This is a genomic window from Caldimonas taiwanensis NBRC 104434 (genome assembly GCF_001592165.1).
Classification (GTDB): Bacteria; Pseudomonadota; Gammaproteobacteria; order Burkholderiales; family Burkholderiaceae_C; genus Caldimonas; species Caldimonas manganoxidans.
This window is the reverse complement of the sequence record NZ_BCWK01000031.1, coordinates 1-15,522: the sequence shown is the minus strand read 5'-3', so window position 1 is coordinate 15,522 and position 15,522 is coordinate 1. Positions and strand designations below refer to the sequence as shown.

At 63.1% G+C, this 15,522-nt stretch carries 12 protein-coding genes; 3 read left to right on the top strand and 9 right to left on the bottom strand.

Annotated features, from left to right (window positions below; translation table 11 throughout):
• A partial coding sequence (locus tag CTA01S_RS15325) for a cadherin-like domain-containing protein (RefSeq protein WP_157451396.1) occupies positions 1-2,491 on the top strand: 2,491 nt, incomplete at its 5' end.
• A gap of 46 nt (positions 2,492-2,537) precedes the next feature.
• Here CTA01S_RS15325 and CTA01S_RS15320 read toward each other — a convergent pair.
• Together CTA01S_RS15320 and CTA01S_RS15315 are read right to left on the bottom strand one after the other, a co-directional pair.
• Complete coding sequence (locus CTA01S_RS15320) at positions 2,538-4,442, bottom strand: bifunctional diguanylate cyclase/phosphodiesterase (protein WP_062196742.1); 1,905 nt, start codon at positions 4,440-4,442, stop codon at positions 2,538-2,540.
• A gap of 25 nt (positions 4,443-4,467) precedes the next feature.
• Complete coding sequence (locus CTA01S_RS15315) at positions 4,468-5,178, bottom strand: transglutaminase-like cysteine peptidase (RefSeq protein ID WP_062196741.1); 711 nt, start codon at positions 5,176-5,178, stop codon at positions 4,468-4,470.
• 309 nt (positions 5,179-5,487) lie between these two features.
• Between CTA01S_RS15315 and CTA01S_RS15310 the strand changes: the two genes are divergently transcribed.
• On the top strand, positions 5,488-7,293 hold the full coding sequence (locus CTA01S_RS15310) for a TolC family outer membrane protein (protein ID WP_232301096.1): 1,806 nt from the start codon (positions 5,488-5,490) through the stop codon (positions 7,291-7,293).
• Between the two features lie 52 nt (positions 7,294-7,345).
• On the opposite strand, the gene CTA01S_RS15305 is transcribed toward CTA01S_RS15310, so the two are convergent.
• The 7 genes from CTA01S_RS15305 to ppsA all read right to left on the bottom strand — a co-directional run bounded on the left by CTA01S_RS15305 (position 7,346) and on the right by ppsA (position 14,486).
• Positions 7,346-7,825 carry a DUF6152 family protein gene (locus CTA01S_RS15305; RefSeq protein ID WP_019560207.1) on the bottom strand — a complete coding sequence of 160 codons (480 nt, stop codon included), beginning with the start codon at positions 7,823-7,825 and terminating at the stop codon, positions 7,346-7,348.
• 16 nt (positions 7,826-7,841) lie between these two features.
• On the bottom strand, positions 7,842-8,261 hold the full coding sequence (locus CTA01S_RS15300; RefSeq protein WP_019560208.1) for a hypothetical protein: 420 nt from the start codon (positions 8,259-8,261) through the stop codon (positions 7,842-7,844).
• A gap of 226 nt (positions 8,262-8,487) precedes the next feature.
• The gene (locus CTA01S_RS15295; protein ID WP_062196740.1) at positions 8,488-10,602 is read right to left on the bottom strand and encodes a sodium:solute symporter family protein; all 2,115 of its coding nucleotides are present in this window, start codon (positions 10,600-10,602) and stop codon (positions 8,488-8,490) included.
• 4 nt (positions 10,603-10,606) lie between these two features.
• Positions 10,607-10,864 carry a DUF4212 domain-containing protein gene (locus tag CTA01S_RS15290; protein WP_019560210.1) on the bottom strand — a complete coding sequence of 86 codons (258 nt, stop codon included), beginning with the start codon at positions 10,862-10,864 and terminating at the stop codon, positions 10,607-10,609.
• Between the two features lie 146 nt (positions 10,865-11,010).
• A complete protein-coding gene (locus tag CTA01S_RS15285) occupies positions 11,011-11,592 on the bottom strand; it encodes a tetratricopeptide repeat protein (protein WP_232301095.1) in 582 nt (193 codons plus the stop codon).
• Entirely contained in the window at positions 11,589-11,885 is a 297-nt protein-coding gene (locus CTA01S_RS15280; RefSeq protein WP_026330065.1) for a hypothetical protein, read from the bottom strand. Before CTA01S_RS15280 ends, CTA01S_RS15285 begins: the two co-directional genes overlap by 4 nt.
• 201 nt (positions 11,886-12,086) lie before the next feature.
• Entirely contained in the window at positions 12,087-14,486 is a 2,400-nt protein-coding gene (ppsA, locus tag CTA01S_RS15275) for a phosphoenolpyruvate synthase (protein ID WP_019560214.1), read from the bottom strand.
• Positions 14,487-14,680: 194 nt separating this feature from the next.
• Between ppsA and ppsR the strand changes: the two genes are divergently transcribed.
• Positions 14,681-15,502, top strand: a complete 822-nt coding sequence (gene ppsR / locus CTA01S_RS15270; protein ID WP_019560215.1) for a posphoenolpyruvate synthetase regulatory kinase/phosphorylase PpsR — start codon at positions 14,681-14,683, stop codon at positions 15,500-15,502.
• Positions 15,503-15,522: the final 20 nt, after the last annotated feature.

Sequence of the window (15,522 nt, the reverse complement as noted above, 5' to 3'; positions counted from 1 at the left end):
GGTCAACGATGCGCCGACCACCACGCCGGTGACGCTGACGCCCATCGTCGAAGACGGCGGCGCGCACCTCATCACCCAGGCCGAGCTGCGGGCCAACGCCAGCGATGTCGACAGCGATGCCTTGGTCGCCTCGGGCCTGACCATCGCCTCGGGCAATGGCACGCTGGTGGACAACGGCAACGGCACCTGGACGTACACGCCGGCGAGCAATGATGGATCGCAAGTAAGTTTCAGCTACACCATCTCCGATGGTCATGCCTCGGTAGCCGCCAGTGCCTCGTTACCGATCGAAGCGGTGGCAGACGCACCGGTCATCAGCTTCTTTGCACCCACTCCAGCGTCGCCAACGCCTGGCACTGACACCACGGCCGGGCATGGACTGCTTCTGCAGCACTACACCAATGTCATTGCAGCCGGCGCCAATCTGACGGAACGTACCGCGACGAACTTAGCAAGCATCATGCAAGGCATGACGCCTTCGTTGACCAACGTGGTGACAGCCATTGATCTTTACGATGAGACCAGGGACTCGAACTCCCAAACCGGCGTGCCCACCAACAATGGCGTCAGTGTCACAGGGCTGATCTTTCTCGAAGGAGGCCGCTCGTATACCTTCTCGGGCTATGTCGATGACACCTACGTTTTCAAAATCGGTGGAACGTTGGTGAAGGTCAATGGAACGACCGACGCGGCGGAGAACCATGATTCATGGGGCCCCCGCACTTGGACCTTCACGCCTTCAGTCAGCGGCTACTACACCTTCGAGGTGTATTTGGCCAATAGCACCGGTGCGGGAGCGTTGGAGGTGGGGGTGCGCAACGATGACGGGTCGGTCTCGCCGATCAGCAGCTTGCCCACCTTCGTCTCGATCGATGCGGTCGATGCCCTGTCCTTGCCCCATGGCAACTTCATCAGTCATGGCAGTGGGGGCTACTATCCGCTCACGCCGAATGTCGGAGCAACGGATGGATACATCGCGCTCAGTGGCATCCAAGTCCAGCTGGCCGACACCGACGGATCCGAATCTCTGACCGCAGTGCAGCTCAGCGGCATGCCGGTCGGTTCGGTCTTGACCGACGGCAGCCACACCGCCACGGTGGACACGGCAGGCCAACTCATCAACATCATGGGCTGGAACTGGAGCGCCCTGAAGCTTCGCCCCCCTGTGGGTTACGAAGGAACGATCACCGTTCAAGTGCAGGCCAGCTCGCAAGAGGCTGAAAACAACCACACCGCCACCAGCTCCAGCAGCTTCAACGTGCAGGTGCATGCCCCCGTGCAGGTGTACGCCCCACAAACCCTCACCGTGGTGGATCCCCCTGGATCGAACAACAACGCGGCCAATCGCACGGTTCCGATCCCGATCTACCTGCGCAGTGCAGATGCCATCCAATCCGTCACGCTGAGCGGTTTGCCGGAAGGCACCGTCTTGCGTTCCGGAAGCTCGAGCTTGACGGTCGGCGCCTCTGGCGTTGCCAGCCTCGATCCGGGGAGCTGGAACCTGCTGGCGCTGGTGGCCGAATTCCCGCACATCACAGCAACCAATGCCAACTACTACGGCGTGATCGAGCTGCAAGTCACCAACACGGCAGGGATCACGTCGATTCACCCCATCGATCTGTTGCGCTCTACCACTCAGAACAACCCACCCAGCACGACCGGTGACTCGGTCAACAACTACCAGTCGAGCGCATCGACCTCCGGGGGGGATGCCGACGACCTTTACCTCGGAAGCGGCTCAGCCAACACCTACTCCGGAGATCGAGGCAACGATCTGATCCGCGGCGAGGGCGGCAACGACATCCTCAATGGCGGGGACGGACATGATCGCATCGAAGGTGGCACGGGCAACGACATCCTTCGCGGAGGCGCCGGGCACGACATGCTCTTGGGAGGTGCTGGCAACGACACTCTCGACGGCCAAGACGGCGACGATGTCCTGATGGGCGAGGACGGCGACGACACCCTCGATGGCGGAGCCGGTCATGACATCCTGATCGGTGGCATCGGCTCGGACATCCTGATCGGTGGCCAGGGCCATGACGTGCTCGACGGTGGTGCCGGCGACGATACCCTTGACGGGGGCGAGGGCAACGATCGGCTGTGGGGTGGCGCCAACAGCGACACCCTGACCGGCGGGGCCGGTGCCGATGTCTTTGCCTGGACATTGGCCGATCGCGGCTCACCCGGCGCGGCGCCGGTGGACACCATCACCGACTTCGACAATGCCCCCGGCGGCGACGTGCTCGATCTGCGTGATTTGCTGCAAGGAGAACACGCGGGCAACTTGGCCGACTACCTCCATTTCAGCACATCGGGCGGCAACACCATCGTCTCGATCAGCTCCACCGGAGGATTTGCCGGCGGCTTCAGCGCCTCGGCGGTCGATCAAGTCATTCAGCTCACCGGCGTCGATCTGACCAGTGGATTCAGCAGCGATCAACAAATCGTTCAGGACTTGCTCAGCCGAGGCAAGCTGTTGACCGATTGATCCGCAGCCAGGCGGCCGACGGCGACCCAAGCCGGCCGCGGAATCGTCATGATTCCACGGCCGGCCCCGTCGCCCCATCGACCCCGCAGTCCCACAACACCGCCAGGTCCTCGGCCCGCGCCACCCCTTCAGCAAAGACCGACAGGCCCAGACCATGGGCCAGCACCACCGTGCTGCGCACGAACTGCGCTTGCTCTGGTTGGCTCGCCACTCCCCGGGTGAACCGGGCATCGATCTTGATGAAGTCCAAGCCCATCTCATAAAGCCGCTCGATCCGGGCGAGATACTCGCCCGCGTGCTCCAGACCAAGGCGCACCCCAGTCCCCTTGAGCCGCTGCGCCAAATCCCGCACCAGTTCCGGGTGCAGCCATGCCGCCGTCTCGGGAAGATCGAGCCACAACGACTGCGCAGCCGCAGCCGCGGCGTCCAATCGGTCGCGCAACCCAACGACAAACCCCGGGGCTTGCAACGAAGCCGCCGCCACATTGACCCCTCGGGGTCGCCCGTCGGACCTGATCTCACGCAATGCTTCATCCACCGCGCACAAATCCACGGCCGACGTACTGAGCGTGCGCAAGGCCAGCGGCAACCAAGACGCCGCCGGCTCGAACGGACCAGAGGCCACCAACTGCAAGCGCAACGGACACTCCCAATGCACCAAGCCGCCCTTGGCATCACGCAACGGGAACCGTCCCAAACGCACCCGACGATGGGCCAAGGCCTCGTCCAAGGCGTGTTTCCAAGCGCCTTGTCCGCCCACCATCACCAACGGCCCATCGTGCACCTGGAGATGCCAACCGAAAGGACCGCTGGCTTCCGCATGCGCCAGCCCCTCATCGGCCCGGACCAACACCTCCGAAAGGGTCTGACCTCGTTGCCAGCCCGTGCAGGCCAGCGCGACTGCAGCCCCCTGCCCAGCGGCCTCGCACAACCTCCGCAACGCCTGACTCCAAGACTGCATCTCCTCGCTGCGCACCTGCCGGTTGGGCAACATCACGGCCAAGTCCGAGCCATTCAGACGGCCTGCGCCCGCATCCGCCACGTCCTGGCCCCAAGCCTGCATGGCTTGGGCCACGGCCACGATCAACTCATCCGTCCGTCGCCTCCCCAGGCGCGCATTGAGCCCGGCCAAATCGAGCATGCGCACCAACACCAGCGCCCCGTACGGCGCAGCGTCGTCGCGTTCCAACATCAGCTCCAATGCCCTGAGGAAATGCTGCCGCTGCCACAGCCCCGTCAGTGCATCACAGCTGGCCTGGCGCCGCAAAACCTCCACTTGCCGGGCTTGCTCTTCGAAGGCCTGCCGTACCCGCTGCACCATGGCATTCATCGCCTGCGTCAAGCGTCGCAGCTCCGGCACCTTGGGTTCTTCCACGGTCAGATACCGGCCATCGACCAAGGCCTGCGCCTGCCGCACCGTCGAACGCAACGGACGCCGAATGCCAGCCACCATCACATGGCCGGCCAGTCCTGCCAACACCCCAACCGCAGCCAACCACACCCCGGCCTGCAAGGTGGCACGCCACAAGTCACGGTAAGCGTAGGCAGCATGACTGACCACACGCACCGTCCCAATGGCGCGCCAGCCGTCGGACACCTGTGCCACCCCCGGTTCGGAGACCAAAGGCACCAATCGCACGAACCAGGCCGGCGCGTACATCGGCACCGAGGGCATCTGCCGCTGCACCGAGCGTCCATCCACACCGTGCAGACTCACCTCCTGATAATGCCCGGTGTCGAACTGCGCGGCCACCAGCAGCTCCATCAAGCCCCAATCGCCACCTTGCTGCGACAACGACAGGGCCAGCGCCGCCGCGTTGTCACTGTTTTTCACCCTCAATTGCGTCTGCACATAGTGACGTGCCGACACGATGGTCACGGCAAAACTGCCGGCAAACGCCAGCACCACGGTGGCCAACACCACCAGCCACACCTGCCGAATCAAGGACATCGATCTTCCCCCCGAGCACCCGCGTTCATGGCAAGAACCCCTCCTGAGACGCCTTCAGCAGCACCTCTCGCCAGCGCGACAGACGGGCCACCGGATCGCCGGCCGGCACCGTCCCCACCCCTTGCCATAGCCCCTCGGTGTTGAAACTGAACACCGGGGTCAAATCCGACCGGCGCGACGCCGGCCGAATCTCATCGATCAAATTGTCCAGAATCAAAGGCTCGGCCTGGGGCTGGGCATAGTAAGCCAGCACCATGTGCGCCTGACTCGGCCCCGAAGGCCCACCGATGCGAGCACGCACGTACACCAAGCGCATACGTTCGGCAGGCACTCCTGCAGCCAACAGCGTCAAATACTTGGAAATCGCAAAATCCTCGCAATCACCGGCACCTTTGGACAAGGTTTCCAGTGGGCTGGCCCAATAATCCGCCTGCGCCCACACCTCGCGGTCTTCCTTGAACGCCACACGCCGATTGAAAAACCGGTTCACATCGTCCAGCGCTCGCTCCAGCTCGCTCAGATTCAAACGCTCCAACATCGCCAGCAGGGCTGCCACCTCCTGCTGCGCCCCGGGTCCCAGGGTTTTGGCCGACTGCAGCATGCGCTGGGCGTTCGGCGCACTCGTTGCCCAGGCCATCAAGCCCGCCACCACCCCCACGGCCAGGACGCGCCATACGGCCTGCCCAGCAAGGGCACACCGTCCAAGGACGCCGGACTGAAGAGCGGGTACTGACATGACCCCGCAAGCCTAACCTTTGGCCGCGCGGGCAAACCGCAGAGCATCCCTTCCAAGGGTGCGCAATTTCCCAAACTTCTGCCTGCCGGGCATGACAATCCACAGCCCGCCGCCGAACCAGCTCGGGGATTCGTTAAAAATTCCTCACCATCCCCTCAAGCGAGGGGGGCGCCAATCCATCGCTGCGTCGATAGACTGCCCCCCGCCAACCCACCGTCTCCTTTTTCGGATTGAAGATTAATGCGACATTTCTCGCTTCATCTGCTGATGGCGTGCTCGTTGGTCGGAGTCCACGCATCGGCACAACCGTTGCCAACTTCCTCCCTTCCCAACGAGCTGCAAAACGTCGCGCGCCAAGCCCTGGAAAGCAACCCTGAGGTGGCCGCCCGCGTCAACGCTTACCATGCCGCTGGACATGAAAGCGATGCCGCTCGCGCGGCCTACCGCCCGCGCCTGGACCTCTTTGCCAATGCCGCGCGCGAGCGCGACCGCTTCGACAACCGCAGCCCGGCCACCGACACCTTGGACCGCACCGGCGTTGGCCTGTCCCTCACCCAAATCCTGTGGGACGGCCTGGCGGGCTATCACGACCAACGCCGCGCCGAGCATGGACGGCTCGTACGTTACTTCGAGCTGGTCGACACCACCGAACGAATTGCACTGGACGCCCTGCGTGCTTACTACGACGTGGCCCGTTACCGTGAACTGGTACGGCTGGCCGAAGACAACTACGTCCAACACAAAGCCTTTTTCGATCAGATCCAGTCGCGCTTCAAAGCTGGCGTCAGCCGAGGTGTCGATCTCGAACAAGCAGCGGCCCGTCTGGCGCTGGCCGAATCCAACCTCAACACCGAGGTGTCCAATCTCCATGACGTCACCGCGCGCTACCTGCGCATCGTGGGCGCCCCGCCACGCCTCACCGGACCGGCCGTCACGCTCGATCGCATCGTGCAGCCGGCCAACGCACAGGACGTCTTGAAAGCGGCACTCAGTCGCAACGCTGCCATCTCGGCGGCCGTAGAAAGCCTGCGGGCCGCCCGAGCGCAAGCCTCAGTCCAACAAGCCGCCTACCAGCCCCGTGTCGAAGCCCGAGTGCGCACCGGCGCCGGACACAACTACGAAGGCCTGGCCGGACAAACGCGTGACACCGTCGGCGAAATCGTGCTGAACTGGAACCTCTACAACGGCGGCGCAGACCATGCCCGCGTGCAACGAGCCGCGCGTCAACTCGACCAAGCGGCCGACCAGCGGGACGCCGTATGCCGCGACGTTTGGCAAACCGCGGCCATCGCCTACAACGACACGCGCAAACTCGTCGACCAACTCCAGTATCTCGACGCCAACCAAACCGCCATCGAAAAAGCGCGTGACGCCTACCGGCGACAATTCGACATCGGTCAACGCAGCTTGCTGGACCTGCTCAACGCAGAAAATGAGCTCTACACCGCGCGCCGGGCCTATGCCAACGCCCGCCACGATCTGGACATCGCGCGGCTGCGCACCCATGCCGCCATGGGCGAACTCCTGCCGGCCTTGGGCCTGAGCCGCCCGCTGGCCGAGGCAGCCCCCGACGCAGGCTGGAACGCCGCTGAAGACGCAGCCCAACGCTGCCCCATCGTCACTCCGGCAGTCGAAGTCACCCCTCGATCGGAGCTCGACGAACGGGCCCGCCGACTGATGAGCAGCCACGGCACCCCGGCGCCGCAGCCGCCGGCGGCTGCGGCCCCCGCCCCCGCCCCTGCCCCCGCCAAAGCGTCATCGCAGGCGGATCGAGACAAGGTCTCCGCCGTCTTGCATCAGCTCGACGGCTGGGCGGCGGCCTGGCGCGCCAAAGATCTGCCACGCTACATGAGCTTCTACTCGCCCCGCTTTCAACCCCGCTTGACGAGCTATGACGAGTGGGTCGCGCAACGACGCCAGCGCGTGACCAAACCCGGCCCGATCGGTCTGAAGCTCGGTCCGGTGCAAACCCGCACCGTGGCCGCCGACACCATCGAAACGGCCTTCCATCAGACCTACACTTCGCTGGATTACAGCGACAAAATGCGCAAAGTCCTTACCTGGCGCCTCGAAGACGACGCGCAGTGGTTGATCTACCGCGAAACCAACCGCTAAGACCTACGGTGCCACAACGCTGGCCATCCTGCAGCCAGCGGCATGTTCCCCCTCACGCCGGGGCCGAGCGCAAGCCATACGCCTTGCCGCTCAGAAACAGAAACTCAGCCCGCAACAAAGCCTCGGCTCGTTCCCCCTTGAGCCCGTACCCCACCACCTCGACATGCGCGCCCAGTTCAGGCGCTGCCGTCAAACCCCATTGATTCAAACGAAACAGCGGGGCCAACTCAATCTCCCAACGTGCATCACGTCGGGCAGGCACGACCGCGCGAGCCAACACCCCCGCCACATCGACCGGCGCCGTCTGGGGTGGCACAGGGCGTTGCGCCAAATCCGCAGGAAGCGTCAAGCCCTCGGGCACCTCCAGCACCAGTTCGGCATGCGGATTGCGCCAGCGCGCATCGACCACACGGCCGGCCACATACAGCGGCCGATCTTGATCGAAACCGCTCCAGCCATGATGCGCCCAGCCAGGCCGGCTCCAGCCGCCGGCCACCAGCGCCATTCCCAACAGGACATCCCGTCGCTCCATCAGACCGCTCCTTTCCTCATCCGTAGGCAATCCACCGCCCACACACCAGCACCCACATCCACAGCACACTAGACAGCAGCATCGACGCCTTGGCCATCGCGTCCAATTTCTGCAGCGAGCCTCGACAGTGAAACCAAGCCGCATTGATACCTGCCAAAGCCAACAAGCCCATCTTCGACAAGAAAAACCGGTTGTTCAGGAGTTCCGAAGCCTGCGTGGCCCACATCAACGAGCCCGAGACAGCCGCCAGTGCAAAGCCCAACAGCGCCAAACCGATGCACAGTCGCGCCAAAGCCTGCACCGACAACACAGACGCCCCGCCCCATACTCTCACTTCCAAGGCCAACAAATTGCCCAGCAACAAGGCGATACCCACGATGTGCACCACCTCCAGCATGGGGTAAGCCCAAGGATGGGCCGCCAACGCCGCGAACATCCCGCAGCTCCTTTCCGTCAAAAGCCCAGCACTGGCACATCCATCACCGCAGGGGCACTGGGCCCGTGCAAAGCCATCCGCGCAAAGCCGTCCCCGGCGGCCCGGCCACGCACGAGGCATCTCGACGATTGTGCGCCCACGGCACGCATCAAAGAAAAGGCCCCGCGGAGCTGCGGGGCCTTTTACATGGGAGCCACGCAACGGCTCCCAAGCCACTGATCCTCGATCAGGCCGACTTCAAGTTTGGATAGCGAACGTGTTCGACGAGCTCTTGCACTTCCTTCTTGGGCGCCGGCGTGAACAGGCTAACCAGGATGATGACTGCAAAGCCCAGCGGCACACCGAACAGCCCAGCCGAAATCGGCTGGATGCCCCACCACAGCTCCACCGGTGAGGTGACGCCAAAGACGCTGCGCAGCCAGGGCTGGGTGGTGGCCATGTAATAGAAGGTCAGCCCCAGACCGGCGATCATGCCGCACACCGCCCCGATGCTGGAGGCTCGCTTCCAGAAAATCCCAAGCACCAGTGCCGGGAAGAAGGCCGCCGCTGCGAACGAGAAAGCCGCCGACACCAGGAAGAGGATGTCGGCCGGCTTCTGCGAAGCCACATACGCCGCCAACAGCGCCACCACCAACAGCAAGGTCTTCGAGATCATCACCCGACGCGAGGTCGGCGCATTCGGGTCGATCATCTTGTAGTACAGGTCATGCGACAACGCGTTGGCGATCGTCAGCAGCAAACCGTCGGCCGTGGACAAAGCCGCCGCCAGACCGCCTGCGGCCACCATGCCCGAAATGACGTATGGCAGGCCTGCAATGGCCGGCGTGGCCAACACGATGATGTCCCCACCGATACGCATCTCGCCGAGCTGGAAGATGCCATCGCCGTTGATGTCCTGCACCGACAGCAGCGACGGATCGACCCGGTTCCATGCGGCAATCCAGCTTGGCAGCTTGTCAAATGGCGTGCCCACCAACACCGTCATCACTTCGTACTTGACCAGCACGGCCAGGGCCGGTGCCGTGAAGTACAAGAGGAAAATGAAGAACAGCGACCAGAACACCGACTCACGCGCCTCTTTCACCGACGGTGTGGTGTAGTACCGCATCAGAATGTGCGGCAGCGCCGCCGTGCCCACCATCAGGCAAAAGATCAGCGCCAGGAAGTTGCGGCGTGAAGTATCGAAGGCCTTTTTGGCCGCTTCATCCCCGTTGGGGTCGCCTGCAAAGATCTGGGCATGGGGCGGCATGCCTGCCAAGGGCTTGGCACGCGCCTCGTTGGCGGCCTTGGCCGCTGCATAGGCTTTGCGAGCGTCGGCTTCGGTGGCCGGCAAGGCCGCCAGAGCCTTTTCGGCCGCTTGGATCTCGGCCAGCGGAGCATTGCGGGCCTTCAGATCGGCGATCTTCTGCTCGGCAGCGGCCCGGTCGGCGGCCATCGCCGCAGGCACGTCCTTGAGCTTGGCCTCGGCCTCGGCCGCGCGCTTCTTGAAGATCTCGATGACCTCCAGCTCTTTCGGATCCTTAAGCAGCTCGTTCTCCTTGGCCGTGACCTTTTCGAGCTGGGCTCCATAGATGATCTGCGGGATGGGCACGCCCGTCTGCTTGACCGACAGCCAGATCACCGGGATGATGTACGCAATGATCAGGATGATGTACTGGGCCACTTGGGTCCAGGTCACTGCACGCATCCCCCCCAGGAAGGAGCACACCAGGATGCCACCCAGACCAACGAAGATCCCGATCTCGAAGGCCAAGCCGGTCAGCCGCGAGGTGATCAGACCCACGCCATAGATCTGCGCCACCACGTATGTGAAAGAGCACAGAATCGCCGCGAGGATACCGATCAAACGAGCCAGGTTGCCACCATAACGAGCCCCCAGGAAGTCGGGGATCGTGAACTGGCCGAACTTGCGCAGGTAGGGTGCCAGGAACAGCGCCACCAGGCAGTAGCCGCCTGTCCAGCCCATGATGAAGGCCAGTCCACCGTAGCCCGTGAGATACAGTGTGCCGGCCATCCCGATGAACGAGGCGGCCGACATCCAGTCGGCGCCGGTGGCCATGCCGTTGTAGATCGCAGGCACACGCCGGCCGGCCACATAGTACTCGGCCGCATCGGTGGTGCGACTCATGATGCCGATGCCGGCATACAGAGCCACAGTGGCCAGCAGAAAGATCAGACCGATCCAGTTGGCAGGCAGGCCCATTTGTTCGAGCAAGCCCAGCACGATGATGAAGATCAGAAAGCCGCCGGTGTACCAGCCGTACACCTTGTTGAGCTGCTTCTTGAAGGCTGCATTGGCAGCCGCGCCGGTCGAGCCGGACGCAGGGGTGAATCCCGCCATGGTGTTACTCCTCCTCCGCGACGTCATGCTCCTGGTCCAGCCGGTTCATGTACCGCGCGTAGTACCAGATGATGGCCACATAGACGATGAGGGCGCCTTGCGCCCCCACCCAAAAGCTGAATGGCCAACCAAAGAAGTTGAAACTCAGATCGCGGGCAAAATACCCAATGACGAATGTGACGAAGAACCAGATCGCCAGCAAGATGCTGGTGATCCTCAGATTCTTGCGCCAGTACTCCTCGTGCTTGCGCGTCAACTGCATGACGATGGTCTCCTCATTGTTGCGCCGTGGGGACCCTCCCCACCCGCGCGAAACGACAGCCCCCCCGCCCGTCTCCCCAAGCGGGCTTGCAGCCTAGGCTGTCCCCTTGACGCGGCGACGGAAGATCCGGCACCGCGCCTCCTGTGTCACGCGGACAAGCCGGTTTCGCGCTCCAGTTGAGCCGCGACCTTGGGCTCGAAGCCTTTGAGATGGCGAATGATCCGCCGTGCCTCTTCGGGCTCGTGACGATCCACATGCACCCGTGCGAGCTGGTACCAGCCGTACGGACTCATGGGCTGCAATTCGGTGTTGCGCTTGAGGACCTCGACAGCCTCATCGAAGCGGCGCGTCCTGATCAGCACCAAGCCCAACCCGTACCAGGCACGGTCGAGCCGCGGATCCATGGACACGGCGCGCCGAAACGCCTGTTCGGCTTGCGCAAGATCGCCCGCTTCTTCCAGCAAATAGCCGTAATTAAACCAGGAGGCTGCCGAATGCTCAGGGTGCGCCGCAAGCAAGTCGCGGTAATCGGCTTGGGCTGCCTCGCGCTGCCCCAACTGCGCACGCAGATGCGCCCGGCTGGCCAACGCGTACGCATCGCCAGGGAAGCGCAGCAACATCTCGTCGAACACATCCAAGGCAGCGGCGTGGCGCCCCACCAGGATCATGGCCTGCGCCCGCCAACGCAACCAGCGGTAGGTCAGCGACTTCATTGCGCTCGAACTCATCGACACAGATGCACCCCAATCTCGATGCAAATGGCAATGCGTGCCACGGTCGAAGCCACATAGGCCATCAACAGCAGGGCAAACGTGGCCAGCGGGATGTGCCGATCCAGCACGATGCGCGGCGTCAGCAACCGAGTCAGCCGGGTAAAAGGTCGGGTCAACACGCCCAGCAGCTGATAGAACAAATTGCTCTCACGCCCCGCTCCGGCCAGCAAGCCCAGCACCCACTGACCCAGCAGTGACAACAATGCGATGGCCGCAACGGTCTGAACGATGGTGACGAACAGCAACATGGCTTGCAAGCACCGCAGTGCATGACCCGATGCCTTCATTCTTGGCTAGCGGCTTACGCATTTCTGACAAGGTCCGCGCCTTGCGCGTAAGTCCGATCAGGGCTTACCCTGACCTGCCGAACCCGCATGAAAAACGGCCCCTGGGGGCCGTCGAGCATGACCGCCTTGCGGCGGTGCAACACACCTGGGTCGAAAAAAACTTCAAGTGCGCGCTGCCAGCAGCTTCCAGGTGTCGACCACAGTGTCCGGGTTCAGCGAGATCGAGACGATGCCCTCTTGCGCCAGCCACTGCGCGAAATCCGGGTGATCGCTGGGCCCCTGGCCGCAAATGCCGATGTATTTGCCGTGGGCACGGCAGGCCGCAATCGCCCGCGAAATCAAGGCCTTGACGGCCGGATCGCGTTCGTCGAAGTCATGCGCAAGCAGCTCCAGGCCCGAGTCGCGGTCCAGGCCCAAGGTGAGTTGCGTCAAATCATTGGAGCCAATGGACATGCCATCGAAGTACTCGAGGAATTGCTCGGCCAAGATGGCATTGCTCGGCACCTCACACATCATGATCAAACGCAGCCCATTGTGACCTCGCTTGAGGCCTTGATCGGCCAGCATGGCGGTGACTTTCTCGGCCTGGGCCAGCGTGCGCACGAAGGGCACCATGATCTCCACGTTGGTCAGCCCCATGTCATTGCGCACACGCTTGAGGGCCTCGCACTCCATGGCAAAGGCTTCGGCGAATTCCTCACTGACATAGCGCGAGGCCCCACGGAAACCGAGCATCGGATTTTCTTCTTCAGGCTCATAGCGCGAGCCCCCAATGAGCTTGCGGTACTCGTTGGACTTGAAGTCCGACAAGCGCACGATCACCGGCTTGGGCCAGAAGGCCGCGGCAATCGTCGCCACACCTTCGGCAAGCTTGTCCACGTAAAAGGCCCGCGGACTGGCATGACCGCGCGCCACCGATTCGACCGCCTTTTTCAGATCGGAATCGACATTGGGATAGTCGAGAATGGCCTTGGGATGCACGCCGATGTTGTTGTTGATGATGAACTCCAGCCGCGCCAACCCCACGCCGGCATTGGGCATTTGGGCGAAGTCGAAGGCAAGCTGTGGATTGCCCACGTTCATCATGATCTTGACCGGACAATACGGCATCTCGCCACGCTCGACCTCGGTGACTTCGGTCTCCAGCAGTCCGTCGTAGATGTAGCCGGTGTCGCCTTCGGAGCAGGCCACCGTGACCAAGGCGCCATCCTTGAGCACCTCGGTGGCATTGCCGCAGCCCACCACGGCCGGGATGCCCAGCTCGCGCGCGATGATGGCCGCATGACAGGTGCGCCCACCGCGGTTGGTGACGATGGCGCTGGCGCGCTTCATCACCGGCTCCCAGTTCGGATCGGTCATGTCGGTGACGAGCACGTCGCCGGGCTGCACCTTGTCCATCTCGGCGATCGAGTGAACGATGCGCACCGGGCCGGTGCCGATCTTTTGGCCGATCGCACGGCCTTCGGCCAACACCGTGCCTTGGCCCTTGAGCTTGTAGCGGTGCTCGACCTTGCCTTCGCCTTGGCTCTTCACCGTCTCTGGGCGGGCCTGCAGGATGTAGAGGCGCCCGTCCTGGCCGTCCTTGCCCCACTCGATGTCCATCGGGCGGCCGTAATGCTCCTCGATGATCAAGGCATAGCGGGCCAGTTCGATGACATCCTCATCGGTCAAAGAATAACGATTGCGCAGCTCGGCAGCGGTGTCCACCGTCTTGACCAGCTTACCGCTGGCCTGCTTCTCCGCCACGGAGGCGAACTCCATCTTGATGAGTTTGGAGCCCAAGTTGCGGCGGATGATCGGGAACTTGCCGTTCTTCAGCGCGGGCTTGTGCACATAGAACTCGTCGGGGTTGACCGCGCCTTGCACGACCGTCTCGCCCAGGCCGTAGCTCGACGTGATGAACACCACATCCGGGAACCCCGATTCGGTGTCGATCGTGAACATCACGCCAGCCGCACCGAGGTCGGAGCGCACCATGCGCTGCACGCCAGCGGACAAGGCCACGTCACTGTGAGCGAACCCCTTGTGCACCCGGTAGCTGATCGCGCGGTCGTTATAGAGCGAGGCAAACACCTCCTTCATCTTGTGCAGCACCTCGTCGATGCCCACCACATTGAGGAAGGTCTCCTGCTGACCGGCGAATGAAGCATCGGGCAAGTCTTCGGCCGTGGCCGAGGATCGCACGGCGAACGATGCCCCCGGATCATCGGCCGTGAGCTTGTCGAATTCGGCGCGGATGGCAGCCTCCAGCGCCGGAGGAAACGGAGTGTTCAGCACCCACGAACGAATCTCGGTGCCGGCCTGAGCCAGGGCACGCACATCATCCGTGTTCAGACTGGCCAAACGCTCATGGATGCGCTCGACCAACCCACCGTGCTTCAAAAACTCGCGGAACGCATGCGCCGTGGTCGCAAAGCCGCCGGGCACGCGCACCCCTGAGGCCGACAACTGGCTGATCATCTCGCCGAGGGAGGCGTTCTTGCCGCCGACCACCTCGACATCGGTCATCCTCAGTTGTTCGAAGGGCACGACCAAGGCGGTCGCCAGATGGGATGAAGACATGGGAAAGCTCCGTGATGTTGAGAAACCGGTGCTCCCCTGCCGGCACGCCTGGACGAATCAGGACAGGCCCCGCCCCGCCACTTTGTGGATTCTGGTTCGTGCGGTGGGGTGGACATGGAGGCGCGGGCAAGCGATATTGGCAGATATTTTACGGCCCTTCGGCCCCGCCCCGGTTTGTACCTCCTGCCTTTGTCATGTCCAACCGTACCGTCTTCTTCATCTCCGATGGCACCGGCATCACGGCCGAGACCTTCGGCAATTCCATCTTGAAGCAGTTCTCGCTGCAGCCGCGGCACGTGCGCCGTCCCTTCATCGACACCGAAGACAAGGCCCATCAAGTGGTGCGCGAGATCAATCACACGGCTGAAATCGAAGGCAAGCGGCCAATCGTCTTCACCACCCTGGTCAACGAGGAAGTGCTGGCCATCGTCAAGCAAGGCAGCCAAGCGCTGGTGTTGGACATGTTCTCGACCTTTGTCGAGCCACTGGAGGCCGAATTGGGCATGAAGTCCAACCACCGCATCGGGCGGTTCTCGGACGTGGCCGCCAGCCAGCAGTATCACGACCGCATCGAAGCCATCAACTTTTCACTGGCCCACGATGACGGCCAGTCGGCCCGCAACCTGGCCGAGGCCGACGTGATCTTGATCGGAGTGAGCCGCAGCGGCAAGACACCCACCTCGTTGTACCTGGCCATGCAGCACGGCATCAAGGCGGCCAACTATCCCTTGATCCCAGAAGACTTCGAACGGCGTACCCTGCCCTCCTGTCTGGTGCCCCACAAAAGCAAATGCTTCGGCCTGACCATCGCCCCAGAGCGGCTGAGCGAGATCCGAAACGAACGCCGCCCCAACAGCAAGTACGCCAGCCTGGAGAACTGCCGCTACGAAGTGGCCGAAGCCGAAGCCATGATGCGCCGCGAGGGCATCGCCTGGCTGTCCTCGACGCACAAGTCCATCGAGGAGATCGCCACGACCATCCTGCGTGACATCCGTCCGGATCGGCTGGTGTACTGAGTCGGCCCTGCAAAACGACC